Source organism: Pseudomonas sp. S2_E02 (assembly GCF_054668355.1).
The window spans coordinates 1,886,197-1,900,823 of record NZ_CP162761.1 but is presented as its reverse complement, the minus strand read 5'-3'; the positions used below and the strand labels follow the sequence as shown (position 1 = coordinate 1,900,823).

Below are 14,627 nucleotides of genomic sequence, written 5' to 3'. Positions count from 1 at the left end.
TCGGCCCGATGCGTAAGCGGGGCACCCGGCACGTTTATTGATGCCGCCGCTGACACCTTGGCCGGTGCACGAAAGTTGTCAGTTCCTCCGGCCATCGTCCGGCTCGCACCCGCGTGTGCCAGCCGCCTGATGAGCAAAAAATAATCAGAAGAACAGTGGAGCGGCCATGCAACAGATCAGATCGCAAGTGACCGAGCGCGACGGCTTGTTTGAGCTCGAAGCCGGCAGCGACGTCCTCGACAGTCCCCGTTACAACCACGATATGGCACCGACCAAGGTGCATGAACGAACCTGGAACAAATGGCACATCACCGCGCTGTGGGTCGGCATGTCGATCTGCGTGCCGACCTACACCCTCGGCGGCGTGCTCACCGCCTACTTTGGCCTGACCGTCGGTGAAGCGCTGCTGGCGATTCTGTTCGCCAACATCATCGTGCTGATTCCGCTGACACTTAACGCTTTCCCCGGCACCAAATACGGCATTCCGTTTCCGGTGTTGCTGCGCTCGTCGTTCGGCATTCTCGGTTCCAACGTGCCGTGTCTGATTCGTGCGTTGGTGGCGTGTGGCTGGTTCGGCATTCAGACGATGTTTGGCGGGTTGGCGATTCACCTGTTTCTCGGCTCGGTGTTCGAGGGCTGGAAATCCCTCGGCGGCACGGGGGAGGTGATTGGCTTCATGGTGTTCTGGGCGCTGAACCTGTGGGTGGTGATTCGCGGCGCTGAGTCGATCAAGTGGCTGGAAACCTTGTCGGCGCCGTTGCTGGTGGCGGTCGGCATCGGTCTGCTGGTGTGGGCGATGCCCAATGTGTCGATGACAGAGTTGATGGCGATCCCGGCCAAACGCCCCGAAGGTGCCAGCGTCTACGGCTACTTCGCCGCCGGACTGACGGCGATGGTCGGCTTCTGGGCGACATTATCGCTGAACATTCCCGACTTCAGCCGTTACGCCAAGAGCCAAAAGGATCAGATTCTCGGGCAGATCATCGGCCTGCCGCTGACCATGTTCCTGTTCGCTGCGCTGGGTGTGGTGATGACTGCCGCGTCGGTGAAACTGGTCGGTGTGACTGTCTCTGATCCGGTCACGCTGATCGGCCATATCCAAAGTCCGGTATGGGTCGCGGTGGCGATGGCACTGATCATCATCGCCACGCTATCGACCAACACTGCCGCGAACATCGTTTCGCCAACCAACGACTTTCAGAACATCGCGCCCAAGGTGATCAACCGCACCAAAGCGGTGTTGCTGACCGGGTTGGTCGGGCTGTTGCTGATGGGGCATGAACTGCTGAAAAAACTCGGCTGGATCGTTTCCGAGGTCAGTCTGGAAAGTGTCTATTCCAATTGGCTGCTCGGTTATTCGAGCCTGCTCGGACCGATCGCCGGGATCATGGTGGTGGACTATTTCCTGATCAAGAAACAGCAATTGGACCTCGCCGGGTTGTACCGCGACGACGTCTATCCAGCGTGGAACTGGGCCGGTTTTGTTGCCTTTGGCGTACCGGTGGTGTTGACCGTGATGTCGCTGGGCAGCGATGCGTTCAGCTGGTTTTACAGCTATGGCTGGTTCACCGGTTCGGCGCTGGGCGGGATTATTTATTACGGGTTGTGCGTGATGCGTGCTAGTCCGTCAGTAGTGAAATCTGCGGTGTGAATGCAGCCCTCTTCGCGAGCAAGCTCGCTCCCACATGTGAACGCATTCCAAATGTGGGAGCGAGCTTGCTCGCGAAGGCGGCCTGACTTACGGCAGAGATTTATCTGAAGAAACTCATAAGAAAAGCAGCCTGAGGAGATCCCCATGAACGCAGCCGTAGACGTTCTGCAATCGAGCCATCAGCACATCAACCGCGACCGCCTGTGGGCCTCGCTCATGGAACTGGCCAAACTCGGCGCGACGGTCAAGGGCGGGGTCTGTCGCCTGGCCCTGACCGATCTCGACCGCCAGGCCCGCGACCTGTTTGTGCAATGGTGCAAGGACGCCGGATGCAGCGTCACGGTCGATGCCGTCGGCAACATTTTCGCCCGTCGCCCAGGACGCAATCCCGACCTGCCGCCAGTGATGACCGGCAGCCACATCGACACCCAACCGACTGGCGGCAAGTTCGACGGCTGCTTCGGCGTACTCGCCGGCGTCGAAGTCCTGCGCACGCTCAACGACCTCGGCGTCGAAACTGAAGCGCCGCTGGAAGTGGTGGTCTGGACCAACGAAGAAGGCTCGCGCTTCGCCCCGTGCATGATGGGCTCCGGGGTGTTCGCCGAGAAATTCACCCTCGAAGAAACCCTCGCCAAAGTCGATGCCGATGGCGTCACCGTCGGTGAAGCGCTGAACGCCATTGGCTATGCCGGTGCGCGTAAAGTCAGCGGGCATAAGGTCGGCGCCTATTTCGAGGCGCACATCGAACAAGGCCCGATCCTCGAAGACGAACAGAAAACCATCGGCGTCGTGCTCGGCGCGTTGGGGCAGAAGTGGTTCGACCTCAAGCTGCGCGGCGTCGAAGCCCATGCCGGTCCAACGCCGATGCACCTGCGTAAAGACGCGCTGGTCGGCGCCTCGGTGATCGTCGGTGCGGTCAACCGCGCCGCCCTCGGCCATCAACCCCATGCCTGTGGCACCGTCGGTTGCCTGCAAGCCTATCCCGGCTCGCGCAACGTCATTCCCGGCGAAGTGCGCATGACCCTCGATTTCCGTCACCTGGAACCGGCGCGCCTCGACTCGATGATTGCCGAGGTTAAACAAGTCATCGAAGCCACCTGTGAAGAACACGGTCTGACTTATGAACTGACGCCGACAGCGGACTTCCCGCCGCTGTACTTCGAAAAGGGCTGCGTGGAAGCGGTGCGCGGCGCAGCGAAAGGGCTGGGTTTGTCGAATATGGACATCGTCAGTGGCGCCGGACATGACGCGATTTTCCTCGCCGAACTCGGCCCGGCCGGAATGATCTTCGTGCCGTGCGAAGGCGGCATCAGCCACAACGAAATCGAGAACGCCGCGCCGGATGATCTGGCGGCGGGGTGTGCGGTGTTATTGCGGGCGATGCTGGCGGCTTCGGCGATGGTCGCGGGAGGGCAGCGGGCGGCTTGAAGATGAAAAGATCGCAGCCTTGCAGCAGCTGTCGAGTGTAACGAGGCTGCGATCTTTTCCTGTCACCCAAACGTCACAAACCTGTGCGATGTTGCCGGCCCATGAAAATCATCACCTCCGGCGCGTCCTATCTGGACATTGACGCCTACGCCTGCTCCATTGCCTATGCCGAATTGCTCAACCTGCAAGGCATTCCCGCCCGCGCCGTCAGCAGCGCACCTGCCAACGCCAGCGTTTCGCCAAGCGTGCTCGGCTGGGGCGCGGCGTTTCACGACTACCAGCCGACATCGGACGATGAGTTTGTCTTGGTCGATGTCTCGGACTATCACCATTTCGACCCGTTGGTGGTGCTTGAACGGGTGGTGGAGGTCATCGACCATCATCCAGGCTACGAAAACTATTGGCAGCAGAAGCTTGGGTCTGCTGCCGATATCCGCCCGATCGGCGCCGCAGCAACTCAGGTTTTTCAGCGCTGGCAGGCGGCCGGTGTGCTGCCGCAGATAAGCGTGCAAAGTGCCGCTTTGCTGGTCACCGCGATTCTCGACAACACGCAGAATTTCACCGGGCAGATGACCACGCCAGCGGACATCGAGGCTTACGTCGACCTCGCTTCACGGGCAAAACTGCCGGCAGACTGGCCTCGGCAATATTTTCTCGAGTGCCAGGCCAGCATCGAATCGAACCTTGCCGCTGCATTGGCAGCCGACTCGAAACGGATGAAACCCGAGAGCAACCTGCCATGCTTTTTCGCGCAAATGACTGTTTGGGATGCCGATGCCTTGCTGCAAAAACACCTGCCGCTGATCAGGCGCTGGATGGCAGAGCAGGGCGATGACTGGCTGCTGAATGTGATCAGTATCCGCGACCGCGAAAGCTGCTTTCTGGCGCCAGCCGAGGTCAGCCAGCAAAAGCTCAATCGCTTGTTGCCACTCGACTGGCAGGGCGGATTGGCCGTGCGCGCACCCTCAATGCTGCGCAAGGAACTGTTGAAATTGGCACTGGACGCTGGCAGTCACTGCGCACCAAACACCATCGTCCAGTAAACGCCTTCATCACTGCGCGCCTCACTGGCAAACCCGGCGCCGACCTGAGTAAACATCGGATTCATCAGGTTGGCGCAGTGCCCAGGGCTGGCCAGCCATCCGGCCATGGCTTTGCCCGGTGAACTCTGTCCGGCGGCGATGTTTTCACCGATTTGCCGACCGCGATAGCCGGCTGCACGGGCGCGATCGGCAGGCAGGTCGCCGTCCGGATCGCGGTGGGCGAAGTAGTTGCCGTAAGCCATGGCTTTGCTGTGCCCCTGCGCGGCGGCGCCCAGTGCTGCGTTCCAACTCAACGGCCGGGCGGCGGCGAAGCGCTGGCGTCCGCACATCCGTGGCCGGGCGCGCGCGGCGTTTACCTCAGCGAGCAAGGCCTTGCCGACGCTGCGGTTATCGCCAACGCGGCTGTCGAGCACCGGTTGCGCCAACACCACTTGCCATTCATTGCGTGAGCGACTGATGCCGATGTCGGCGTAGCTCGCATCCAGCAGCGCGGCGCAGTGTTCGTCTTGCAGCAAGTCGAAGGCCTCTTCGGCGTCCTCGGCCCCGATCACGCGAATACTGCGTACCGCAACGGCGGAGTAGCCGGACGACTTCAGCGCTTCACGCATGCCGCCGGCGTAGCGATACCCGATCGGCAAGGCCAGGTTCGACTTCAGCGCCAACGGCGCCAGGCGCTTTGCCGGGCGTCGATCGCAGCGTTGCGGATGGGCGCGATAGTCATTGATGGCGGCCACCAGTTGCCGCTCGGCACCGGCATGGGCGGTTGCAGCGAACAGCGGCGAAAGGATCAGCAGGCACAGCGAAACGAAGCGAGACGAACGAACGGCGTGGCGCATGAGACGGGCAGCTCTGAAGAGGGACAGCGCAAAAGTTGAGTGAGCCGCAGAAAGCGGCGCGAGTAGGACTGGGCTTTTTCGACTTGGTTCAAGGGGCGGTGAAGGCTTTACGGCGAAGCGACGAACAGTGGAATCAAACAGAGCGCTATGTTGCGCCGGATGACGCTATCGCGAGCAGGCTCACTCCTACATTTGGAATGCGTTCCCCTGTAGGAGTGAGCCTGCTCGCGATGGCGTCACTGAAAACAATACAAAAGACACAGGCAGACCACTATCACCGATTCAACACATCCTTCATCCACTGCAAATACTGCGCACGATCCGAGATCGAGTTATGCCCCGAATCCGGCACCACCCGGAGCACCGCCACGCCTTGCGGGAAATTCTCCAGCAAACGCTGGGTGCTGGCGCGCGGAATCACCTCGTCATCACTGGCCGCGAGCAACAACGTCGGCACGCGGATATGCGCGGCGTACTTGCCGGATTCAAATCGGTCCTTGAGCAACCACTGCACCGGCACCCACGGATACTGGCGCGCCGCGATTTCTTCGAGGCTGTTGTAAGGCGTCACCAGAATCAGCTGTTGCACCGGCCGTTGACTGGCCAGACGCACGGCGACGCCGGAACCGAGGCTGCGCCCGACCACGGCCACCTGCGGATGACTGGCGTAGACCTGATCGAACAGCGCCAGCGCATCCTCAGCAATCGCCGCCTCCGACGGTGAACCGCCGCTGCCACCGAAACCGCGGTAGTTGAGCAAATACACTGCGTAATCGGGAAACGCCTCGGCAAACTCCGGCAGATTGCGCGACACGTCCTCGGCATTGCCGCCGAAATAGATCAGCGCCCGTGGCCCGACACGCTCGCGGGTGATCACTGAAACCCGCGCGTCCGGCATCGACAGGATCAGTTGTGAGTCGCTGCCGCTGACGGCATTGGGCTGCGGAAAATAGATCAGCGAGCGCTGAAAAAAGAACAGCGCCGCGCACAGCACCAGGTACACGGCAACGATCAATGCGACGAGTGGCATCAGGGTTCGGGACATTCGGCTACTTTTAACGGTGTGTGAAGGATCGCTGTCGCAGTGTAGTTCAGCCCTGCCACCGGGCCGCTCGCACACACAACAGGCAACAGATCCACGCAGCAGGGGAACCAGCATGAGCCACACTGAGGGTTACTCCCGTCGCCGATTGCTCACGCTGGCTGCCGGGGTTTCGGCGGTCTTCACCTTTGATCGGGCGCTGGCCACAACCACCACGTCCACGACCACCGGAGGCCAAACCATGCAGACCCGTGCCATCCCGTCCAGTGCCGAGTCGCTGCCCATCGTGGGCCTGGGCACCTATCGCGGCTTTGACGTCGCGCCCGGTGACCCGGCCTATCGGCAATTGCCGGCGGTGCTCGATGAGCTGTTCAAAAAGGGCGGCACGCTGATCGACAGTTCACCGATGTATGGCCGCGCCGAACAGACCACCGGCGAACTGCTATCGATCCACGAACCGCGTTCGCCGGCGTTTCTGGCGACCAAGGTGTGGACGCGCGGGCGCAAGGAAGGCATCGCGCAGATGGAACAGTCGTTCAGCCTGCTACGCACCGAGCGCATCGACCTGATGCAGATCCACAACCTGCTCGACTGGCAAACCCACCTGCCGACCCTGCGTGAATGGAAAGCGCAGGGGCGCATCCGTTACATCGGCATCACCCATTACACGCCCTCGGCCTATGAGGAAGTCGAATCGGTGTTGAAGGCCGAACAACTGGACTTTCTGCAAATCAATTACGCCCTCGATGACCGAGGCGTGGAGAAACGTATTTTGCCTTTGTGCCGCGAGCGCGGCGTCGCGGTGATCTGTAATCGACCGTTCGGTGGCGGGGGACTGCTGGCCCGGCTCAAAGGCAAACCGCTGCCGGGCTGGGTGTCGGATGTGCAGGTCAACAGCTGGGCACAATTGGCGTTGAAGTTTCTGCTCTCGCATTCGGCGGTGACTTGCGTGATCCCGGGCACGGGCAATCCGCGCTATATGGCCGATAACGCCAAGGCCGGGTTCGGGCCGATGCTCACCGATGCGCAACGGCATCAGTTGATTGCGTTAGCAGCGGGATAATCGATCTCGTAGACGGCGCTTAACCGCGATAGCGCAACGCCTCCAGCAACAATGCAAACGCCGGCGCCGCCTGGCGTCGGCTCGGGTAGTAGAGGTGGTAACCGGCAAACGTCGGGCACCACTCGTCCAGCACTTGCAGTAAACGGCCGTCGGCCAGATACGGCGCGACGATGTTCTCCGGGATGTAGCTCAGGCCAAAACCGTCCAGCGCAGCGTCGAGCAACGGGTAGACGCCGTTCAGAGTGATCTGCCCGGAGACCCGCACTTTCAGGCTTTCGCCATCCTTCTCGAACTCCCAACTGTACAACCCGCCGTTGGTGGGCAGGCGCAGGTTGTTGCAGGCGTGGTCAGTCAGGTCGCGGGGTGTTTGCGGCGGGGGGCGTTTGGCGAAATAGGCGGGTGAACCGACCACCGCCATGCGCATGTCGGGGCCGATGCGGGTGGCGATCATGCCTTGCGCGACGTCTTCGCCCAGGCGCACGCCAGCGTCGAAACCCTGGCCGGCGATGTCGACGAAACCATAATCGCAGCAGACCTCGATGGATATGTCCGGGTACTGCGGCAGAAAATCCTTGAGCACCGGGCGCAGCAACCAGTTCAGCGAGTGATCGGTGGCGCTGATGCGGATCTTCCCCGCCGGGGTATCGCGTAGGTTGCTCAGCGCCGCCAGTTCCAGTTCGATTTCTTCGAAGCGCGGGCCGATGGTTTGCAGGAGGTGTTCGCCGGCTTCGGTGGGCGAGACGCTGCGAGTCGTGCGGGTCAGCAAGCGCAGGCCTAAACGCGCTTCAAGCGCGCGAATCGTGTGACTGAGCGCCGATTGCGAAACGCCGAGTTTGGCCGCCGCTTTGGTGAAACTGCGCTCGCGGGCGACGGCGAGGAAGGCGAGCAGGTCGGTGGCATTTTCACGCAGCATTGATGAGGGTCCTGCATAAGTTTTTTCGAATTCTAGTCGATTATCTGAAGAGTTGGTGCCGTTAGAGTAGTGGCACTGTTTATTTGGAGACATTGCCATGAACCCGATCGCCGCTTCTGCGTTGACCCTTTCCCTGTTGGCGGGTGAGGTGCAAGCCAATGAAATCCCACGAGTGACTGTCACACCGAATGGTTCGCAACCTTCGGCCAAGGGCCCGGCAGAGTGGTTCACTGGCACTGTGCGGGTGGATGCGCCGTTCAAAGGCTCCGACGCGGCGCGGATCAGTGGCGCGACAGTGACGTTTGAGCCGGGCGCGCGTACCGCGTGGCATACGCATCCGTTGGGGCAGACATTGATCGTCACGGCCGGTTCCGGGTTTGTGCAGGAGTGGGGGCAGCCGGTTCGTGAGATTCGTCCAGGGGATACGGTGTGGATTGCGCCAGGGGCCAAGCATTGGCACGGTGCGGCGCCCGGTACGGCGATGACTCATATTGCTATTGCTGAGGTGCTCGATGGCAAAGTCGCGGATTGGATGGAGCAGGTGAGTGATGAGCAATATCCGTCAACCGAGTGAGGCTTTTCCCTCACCCCAGCCCTCTCCCGAAGGGAGAGGGGGCCGACCGAGGTGTCTGGCGTCATACATCGACCTGAGAGACCGAGACGATTATGGATTTACGGGAAAACGCTATCCATCGATCTGAAAGTGCTGTGTCAATTATGGATTCACAACAGGACGTTCAAGTCGGTGCAGCTCCCGAATATCCCCGGATCGGTCCCCTCTCCCTTTGGGAGAGGGCTAGGGTGAGGGGCTCTTTTCAGGCGTTTAGATCATCTCCGGCAGTGAAGAAAGGATTTTATCGAGGGTAATCGGATACTCCCGCACCCGCGCTCCGGTGGCGTTGTAGATCGCATTCGCCACCGCCGCACTGACCCCGCAAATCCCCAACTCACCGACACCCTTGGCCTTCATCGGCGAAGACACTGGATCAGTCTCATCAAGAAAAATCACCTCCTGATGCGGAATGTCGGCATGCACCGGCACCTCGTACCCGGCCAGATCATGGTTGACGAAAAACCCAAGTTTCTTGTCCACCGCCAACTCTTCCATCAACGCCGCACCGACGCCCATGGTCATTGCGCCGATCACCTGACTGCGTGCCGAAGTCGGATTGAGAATCCGTCCCGCCGCGCATACCGCCAACATGCGCCGCACGCGTACTTCACCGGTGGCCGCGTCGACGGCGACTTCGACGAAATGTGCACCGAAGGTCGACTGCTGATACTTCTCGGCCAGATCACCGAACTCGATGCTGTCCTCGCCGACCAGCGCGCCGCCTTCAGCCGCATTGCGCAATGGCACGCTCTTGTTGCCGACGCGCACCTGACCGTCGATGAATTCGGCCTGGTCCGACGCCAGCCCCAGTTTGCTCGCCACCGCTTCGCGCAGTTTTACGCATGCGGCATAGACGCCGGAGGTCGAGCAGTTACCGCCGAACTGGCCGCCGGAGCCGGCCGACACAGGGAAGTTCGAGTCACCCAGCCGCACTACCACTGCGTCGAGGCCAACGCCCATCATCTCGGCGGCAGTCTGCGCGATGATCGTATAGCTGCCGGTGCCGATATCGGTCATGTCGGTTTCCACAACAATCTTGCCGTCACGCTCCAAATGCACGCGGGCGCCGGACTTGACCAGCAGGTTGTTGCGAAACGCCGCCGCCACGCCCATGCCGATCAGCCAGCGACCTTCTCGACGGCTACCCGGTTGAGCCTTGCGCTGGTTCCAGCCGAATTTCTCGGCCCCGGTCTGCAGGCACTTGATCAATTGCCGCTGGGAAAACGGCCGTTCGGTCTTCACCGGATCGACCTGCGTATCGTTGAGAATGCGGAATTGCACCGGGTCCATCTTCAGTTGCTCGGCCATCTCGTCCATGGCGATTTCCAGCACCATCAACCCCGGTGCTTCACCCGGCGCACGCATGGCGTTGCCTTCGGGCAAATCGAGCGGCGCGAGGCGCATGCTCACGCGACGGTTTTCGGCGGCGTACAGCAACTGGCTCGGTTGTGCGGCGAGCTCGACCTTGCCGTCGGCGAGGTTGCCCGACCAGCCTTCGTGAGCGATGGCGGTGAGCTTGCCGTCCGCCGTGGCGCCCATGCGGATGCGCTGAATTGTCGCCGGACGGTGCGTGGTGTTGTTGGCCATCTGCGGGCGGGCGAGGGCCACCTTCACCGGTCGGCCAGCCATGCGCGCACCGAGGGCGGCAAGAATCGCGTCGGCGCGGATGAACAGCTTGCCGCCGAAACCGCCACCGATATACGGCGAGACCAAACGAACTTTTTCCTTCGGTAGGCCGAGGGTTTTCGCAATGTCGCCGACACTCCACGCGACCATCTGATTGGAGGTCCACAACGTCAGTTGATCGCCTTTCCACGCTGCCAATGTCGCGTGCGGTTCCATCATCGCGTGGGACTGATCCGGTGTGGTGTAAGTCTGATCAAACTGCACCGGCGCGGCGGCAAAGGCCTTGTCGAAATCACCATGATTGACGTCGGGCAACTCGTCTTTCGGCTCGACGCCCAAGTCTTTCACGCTGGCCAGATCGAACTTGCCTTCGACGGCTTCGTAATCGACCTTGACCCGTTGCGCGGCGGCGCGGGCCTGCTCGAATGTCTCAGCGACGACCAGCGCGACGGCCTGCTGATAATGCTGCACTTCGGGACCGGCGAGCAGGTGGGCGGCGTTGTATTGACCCTTGTCGAGCTTGCCGGCATTGGCGGCGGTGACAATCGCCAGCACGCCCGGCGCGGCTTTCGCCGCGTCCAGATGAATGGCTTTGATCCGCCCTTTGGCGATGGCCGCATCGACCATGACACCGTAAGCCTGATTGGCGGCCGCTTCATGTTGCTCGTAGGCATACGTGGCCTGCCCGCAGGTTTTCAACGGGCCTTCGATGCGCTCGGTGGGTTGGCCGATGACCTTCAACTGGTCGATCGGGTTGGTGGTGGCGGGCGTGTCGAATTTCATGCTTGATCCCTCGCTTGCGCCAACACCGAACCGAGCGTGCGCTCGACCAGGGTCAGTTTGAACTGGTTGTCGTGGGTCGGCGTGGCGCCGTCGAGCAGGCGTTCGCTGACGGCTTTGGCGCCTTTTGGCAGCAGCGCTTCGGCCGCTTCAACCCGCCACGGTTTCGGCGCGATACCGCCGACCGCAACGCGGCCACTGCCGTCCTTTTGCAGGATCAGACCAACCGAGACCAGCGCGAATGCGTAGGACGAACGATCACGCACCTTGTGATAAATGTGGATGCCGCCGACGGGCGCGGGCAGTGTCACCGAGGTGATGAACTCGCCGGGCGTCAGGCTGGTTTCGATGTTCGGCGTAGTACCGGGCAACTGGTGAAAGTCGGCCATGGCGATGCTGCGGGTGCTGCCGTCGGGTTTCACCGTGTCAATCTGCGCATCGAGGGCACGCATGGCAATTGCCATGTCACTCGGGTGCGTGGCGATGCACGCGTCGCTGACGCCGATGATGCCCAGTTGCCGACTGACCCCGCCAATCGCCGCGCAACCGCTACCGGGATTGCGTTTGTTGCAGGCCTGATGGGTGTCGTAGAAGTACGGGCAGCGCGTGCGTTGCAGCAGGTTGCCGGCGGTGCTCGCCATGTTGCGCAACTGTCCGGAAGCCCCGGCGAGCAAGGCGCGCGAGAGCAGGGCGTAGTCTTGCCGCACGCGCATATCGGCCGCCAGATCGGTGTTGCGCACCAGCGCGCCGATGCGCAAGCCGCCCTCGGGCGTGGCTTCGATCTGATCCAGGCCGAGGTGGTTGACGTCGATCAGGTGCAGCGGGGTTTCGATGTCGAGCTTCATCAAATCCAGCAGGTTGGTGCCGCCAGCGATGAAGCGTGCGCCCTCGACCTGTGCGGCTTGCGCAGCGGCAGCGGCGGGGGAGTCGGCGCGGCTGTAATTGAACGGTCTCATGCCGGTACCTCCGCGACTTCGGTGATGGCTTCGATGATGTTCGAGTACGCACCGCAGCGGCAGATATTGCCGCTCATGCGTTCCTGAAACTCTCTGGCGATCAACTGCGGCGCCTCGGTGAGGCTCTCACTGACGTGGCTGGGGATGCCGTCGCGGATTTCCTTGATCACTGACACCGCCGAGCAGATCTGCCCCGGTGTGCAATAGCCGCACTGATAGCCGTCGTGCTTGATGAATGCGGCCTGCATCGGGTGCAGATTGTCGGGCATGCCGAGGCCTTCGATGGTGGTGATCTCGCTGCCTTCGTGCATCACCGCCAGGGTCAGGCAAGAGTTGATGCGTCGACCATCGGCGATCACCGTGCATGCCCCGCACTGGCCGTGGTCGCAGCCTTTTTTGGTGCCGCTCAGGTGCAAGTGCTCGCGCAAGGCATCGAGCAGGGTGGTACGGGTGTCGACGTCAAGCGCACGCGGCTTGCCGTTGACGTTGATCGTCACTTTGCTCATAGCCGGTTGCTCCAGATTGGCCGCGTAGGCCTTGAGGCTGATAAATGGCGGCATCGCGAACGCGGTGGCGGTCACGGCGCCGAGGATCAGAAATCCGCGTCGGGAAATCGTCATGGTTCGATTCCTTTCTCTCTTCATCAGGGCAGCAGGGTCGTGGATGGCCCAAGCGGGCAGCCAGCGTCATCGCCGGTCTCGTAAAGGAGTGACTGCCGAAGAGAGGAAAAGGTTTTTGCGGATTTGCGCTATAGAGTTATGCGTGTGGTTCATCAATCGCCTGACTTGGCACAAATCCCTGTGGGAGCGAGCTTGCTCGCGAAGAGGCCGGCACATTCAACCTCTTCATCGACTGAACGGACGCCTTCGCGAGCAAGCTCGCTCCCACAGGGGAATGGGGTCTACCTGGCTAATGCGAGCCAACCACCATATGCGTAAACGGCGCCACATACGCCTGCAACGTCACCAGTCCGCCGACAAGAATTGCCAACACAATCGAGTGGAAGAACACATAGCGCAGAATCTCGCCTTCATGCCCGTACCAGCGGGTCGCGGTGGAGGCGACCACGATCGATTGCGCATCGACCATTTTGCCCATCACCCCGCCGGAGCTGTTCGCCGCCGCCATCAGGATCGGACTGATCCCGAGCTGTTCCGACGTCACCCGCTGCAAGCCGCCAAACAGTACGTTCGAGGCGGTATCTGAACCGGTCAGCGCAACGCCCAGCCAACCGAGCAACGTGCCGAACATCGGGTAGAAAATCCCCGTCGCGGCAAACGCCAGGCCCATGGTCGCGTCGAGTCCCGAGTAGCGCGTGAGAAACCCGAGCGCCAGCATCGCCGCAATGGTGATCAACGAAAACCGCACCACCCACAACGTGCGCAGGTATTGCTTGATCAGTTGCGGGATCGAATAGCCCATCAGCAAACCACCGACAATCGCCGCCAGCAGAATCCCGCTGCCGGTGGCGGTGAACCAGGTGAATTTGTACACCGCTTCCTCGGCTTTCGGGGCCGGTACCACCGGCGGGACTTTTGCACTTGCAGGTGCAGGGTGGTGAAAGTCACGGCTGGGGCGAAGATCGGATTAGCCTCGTTCAACGGCTTGCCAGTCGGGTCGAGTTTGGCCGAGTGGGTGACCGGATCGATCGCCGGCCGGACATCGAACATATTCTTGAAGCCCTGAGTGCCCCAGGCAAACACGAACACGGTGAGGATGATCCACGGCATCCACGCGCGCATCACCGCCGGGCGCGCCTGATCGCTGAACGCGGCGCTGGCAGTGACTTTTTCTTCCTCGACTTTGGAGTTGTCGACGCGCCCTGACAGCGCTGCCGAGGTGTGAATGGTCGCCGGTTTCCACACCTTCAAAAACAGCGTCAGACAGGCCATGGAAATCAGCGCGGCGATCACGTCCACCAACATTGGGCCGTGGTAGTTCGACACGAGAAATTGCGGGATCGCGAAGCTGACGCCGGCCACCAGAATCGCCGGCCAGATCTCCAGCATCTTGCGCCACCCGGCGAAGGCCCAGATCAACCAGAACGGCACCAGCACCGAGAAAAACGGCAACTGCCGACCGACCATCATCGACAGCTCCATTTCATCCAGCCCGGTAACTTTGGCCAGCGTGATGATTGGCGTACCGAGTGCGCCGAATGCCACCGGCGCGGTGTTGGCGATCAGCGCCAGACCCGACGCGGCCAACGGCGAAAACCCCAGCCCGATCAGAATCGCCCCGGTCACCGCTACCGGCGTGCCGAAACCCGCCGCACCTTCAAAAAACGCACCGAAACAGAACGCGATCAGCAGCAACTGCAAACGGCGGTCATCGGTGATCCGCGCGAGGGAATCCTGCAGCACTTTGAACGAGCCGTTCTCGGTGGTCAGACGGTGCAGAAAGATGATGTTGAGGACGATCCAGCCGATTGGCAGCAAGCCATTCGCCGCACCGAACAACGCCGCAGAACCGGCCATGCTCGCCGGCATGCCGAAGGCAAAAATCGAAATCAGCAGGGCGGACGCCAGCGCCAGCAGCGCCGCGAGATGCGCCTTGACGTGGAAGAACGCCAGCGCCGCAAGCATCACCACCACCGGTACGGCGGCCATGAGCGTGGAGATCACCGGGTTGCCGAACGGGTCGTAAATTTGCTGCCAGACCATGGTCCACCTCTGC

General features: G+C 61.5%; 11 protein-coding genes and 1 pseudogene. 5 read left to right on the top strand and 7 right to left on the bottom strand.

Annotated elements, in window-relative coordinates; all coding sequences use genetic code 11:
- Positions 1-166 precede the first annotated feature (166 nt).
- The 3 genes from AB4O01_RS08395 to AB4O01_RS08385 all read left to right on the top strand — a co-directional run bounded on the left by AB4O01_RS08395 (position 167) and on the right by AB4O01_RS08385 (position 4,122).
- Positions 167-1,651, top strand: coding sequence for an NCS1 family nucleobase:cation symporter-1 (locus AB4O01_RS08395; protein WP_099756568.1), 1,485 nt, complete (start codon positions 167-169; stop codon positions 1,649-1,651).
- A 144-nt stretch (positions 1,652-1,795) separates the two neighbouring features.
- Positions 1,796-3,079 (top strand): Zn-dependent hydrolase, encoded by a 1,284-nt coding sequence (locus AB4O01_RS08390; RefSeq protein WP_093440879.1) that lies wholly within the window; start codon positions 1,796-1,798, stop codon positions 3,077-3,079.
- A 101-nt stretch (positions 3,080-3,180) separates the two neighbouring features.
- Positions 3,181-4,122 carry a DHH family phosphoesterase gene (locus AB4O01_RS08385; RefSeq protein WP_460091322.1) on the top strand — a complete coding sequence of 314 codons (942 nt, stop codon included), beginning with the start codon at positions 3,181-3,183 and terminating at the stop codon, positions 4,120-4,122.
- Here the strand turns inward: AB4O01_RS08385 and AB4O01_RS08380 are convergent.
- On the bottom strand, positions 4,092-4,958 hold the full coding sequence (locus tag AB4O01_RS08380) for a CAP domain-containing protein (protein ID WP_460091321.1): 867 nt from the start codon (positions 4,956-4,958) through the stop codon (positions 4,092-4,094). The genes AB4O01_RS08385 and AB4O01_RS08380 overlap by 31 nt on opposite strands.
- A gap of 274 nt (positions 4,959-5,232) precedes the next feature.
- Complete coding sequence (locus tag AB4O01_RS08375) at positions 5,233-6,003, bottom strand: alpha/beta hydrolase (protein ID WP_460091319.1); 771 nt, start codon at positions 6,001-6,003, stop codon at positions 5,233-5,235.
- Between the two features lie 112 nt (positions 6,004-6,115).
- On the opposite strand from AB4O01_RS08375, the gene AB4O01_RS08370 reads away from it, so the two are divergent.
- Entirely contained in the window at positions 6,116-7,063 is a 948-nt protein-coding gene (locus AB4O01_RS08370) for an aldo/keto reductase (RefSeq protein WP_257355446.1), read from the top strand.
- 19 nt (positions 7,064-7,082) lie between these two features.
- On the opposite strand, the gene AB4O01_RS08365 is transcribed toward AB4O01_RS08370, so the two are convergent.
- Positions 7,083-7,976 (bottom strand): LysR family transcriptional regulator, encoded by an 894-nt coding sequence (locus tag AB4O01_RS08365; protein WP_460091317.1) that lies wholly within the window; start codon positions 7,974-7,976, stop codon positions 7,083-7,085.
- 97 nt (positions 7,977-8,073) lie between these two features.
- On the opposite strand from AB4O01_RS08365, the gene AB4O01_RS08360 reads away from it, so the two are divergent.
- Positions 8,074-8,550 carry a (R)-mandelonitrile lyase gene (locus AB4O01_RS08360; protein ID WP_460091315.1) on the top strand — a complete coding sequence of 159 codons (477 nt, stop codon included), beginning with the start codon at positions 8,074-8,076 and terminating at the stop codon, positions 8,548-8,550.
- Positions 8,551-8,799: 249 nt separating this feature from the next.
- On the opposite strand, the gene paoC is transcribed toward AB4O01_RS08360, so the two are convergent.
- The 4 genes and pseudogenes from paoC to AB4O01_RS08340 form a co-directional block, all read right to left on the bottom strand.
- Positions 8,800-10,998, bottom strand: a complete 2,199-nt coding sequence (paoC, locus tag AB4O01_RS08355) for an aldehyde oxidoreductase molybdenum-binding subunit PaoC (RefSeq protein WP_460091313.1) — start codon at positions 10,996-10,998, stop codon at positions 8,800-8,802.
- On the bottom strand, positions 10,995-11,951 hold the full coding sequence (locus tag AB4O01_RS08350) for an FAD binding domain-containing protein (protein ID WP_460091311.1): 957 nt from the start codon (positions 11,949-11,951) through the stop codon (positions 10,995-10,997). The genes paoC and AB4O01_RS08350 overlap by 4 nt, the downstream gene beginning before the upstream one ends.
- Positions 11,948-12,571 carry an aldehyde dehydrogenase iron-sulfur subunit PaoA gene (gene paoA / locus AB4O01_RS08345; RefSeq protein ID WP_093440843.1) on the bottom strand — a complete coding sequence of 208 codons (624 nt, stop codon included), beginning with the start codon at positions 12,569-12,571 and terminating at the stop codon, positions 11,948-11,950. Before paoA ends, AB4O01_RS08350 begins: the two co-directional genes overlap by 4 nt.
- 289 nt (positions 12,572-12,860) lie before the next feature.
- Positions 12,861-14,614 (bottom strand): annotated as a pseudogene (locus AB4O01_RS08340) (L-lactate permease).
- Positions 14,615-14,627: the final 13 nt, after the last annotated feature.

Coding starts and splice junctions, on each gene's coding strand:
- AB4O01_RS08395 (WP_099756568.1), top strand. CDS start 167: ATGCAACAGATCAGATCGCAAGTGACCGAGCGCGACGGCTTGTTTGAG.
- AB4O01_RS08350 (WP_460091311.1), bottom strand. CDS start 11,951: ATGAGACCGTTCAATTACAGCCGCGCCGACTCCCCCGCCGCTGCCGCT.
- AB4O01_RS08370 (WP_257355446.1), top strand. CDS start 6,116: ATGAGCCACACTGAGGGTTACTCCCGTCGCCGATTGCTCACGCTGGCT.
- AB4O01_RS08360 (WP_460091315.1), top strand. CDS start 8,074: ATGAACCCGATCGCCGCTTCTGCGTTGACCCTTTCCCTGTTGGCGGGT.
- AB4O01_RS08390 (WP_093440879.1), top strand. CDS start 1,796: ATGAACGCAGCCGTAGACGTTCTGCAATCGAGCCATCAGCACATCAAC.
- paoA (WP_093440843.1), bottom strand. CDS start 12,571: ATGACGATTTCCCGACGCGGATTTCTGATCCTCGGCGCCGTGACCGCC.
- paoC (WP_460091313.1), bottom strand. CDS start 10,998: ATGAAATTCGACACGCCCGCCACCACCAACCCGATCGACCAGTTGAAG.
- AB4O01_RS08380 (WP_460091321.1), bottom strand. CDS start 4,958: ATGCGCCACGCCGTTCGTTCGTCTCGCTTCGTTTCGCTGTGCCTGCTG.
- AB4O01_RS08385 (WP_460091322.1), top strand. CDS start 3,181: ATGAAAATCATCACCTCCGGCGCGTCCTATCTGGACATTGACGCCTAC.
- AB4O01_RS08365 (WP_460091317.1), bottom strand. CDS start 7,976: ATGCTGCGTGAAAATGCCACCGACCTGCTCGCCTTCCTCGCCGTCGCC.
- AB4O01_RS08375 (WP_460091319.1), bottom strand. CDS start 6,003: ATGTCCCGAACCCTGATGCCACTCGTCGCATTGATCGTTGCCGTGTAC.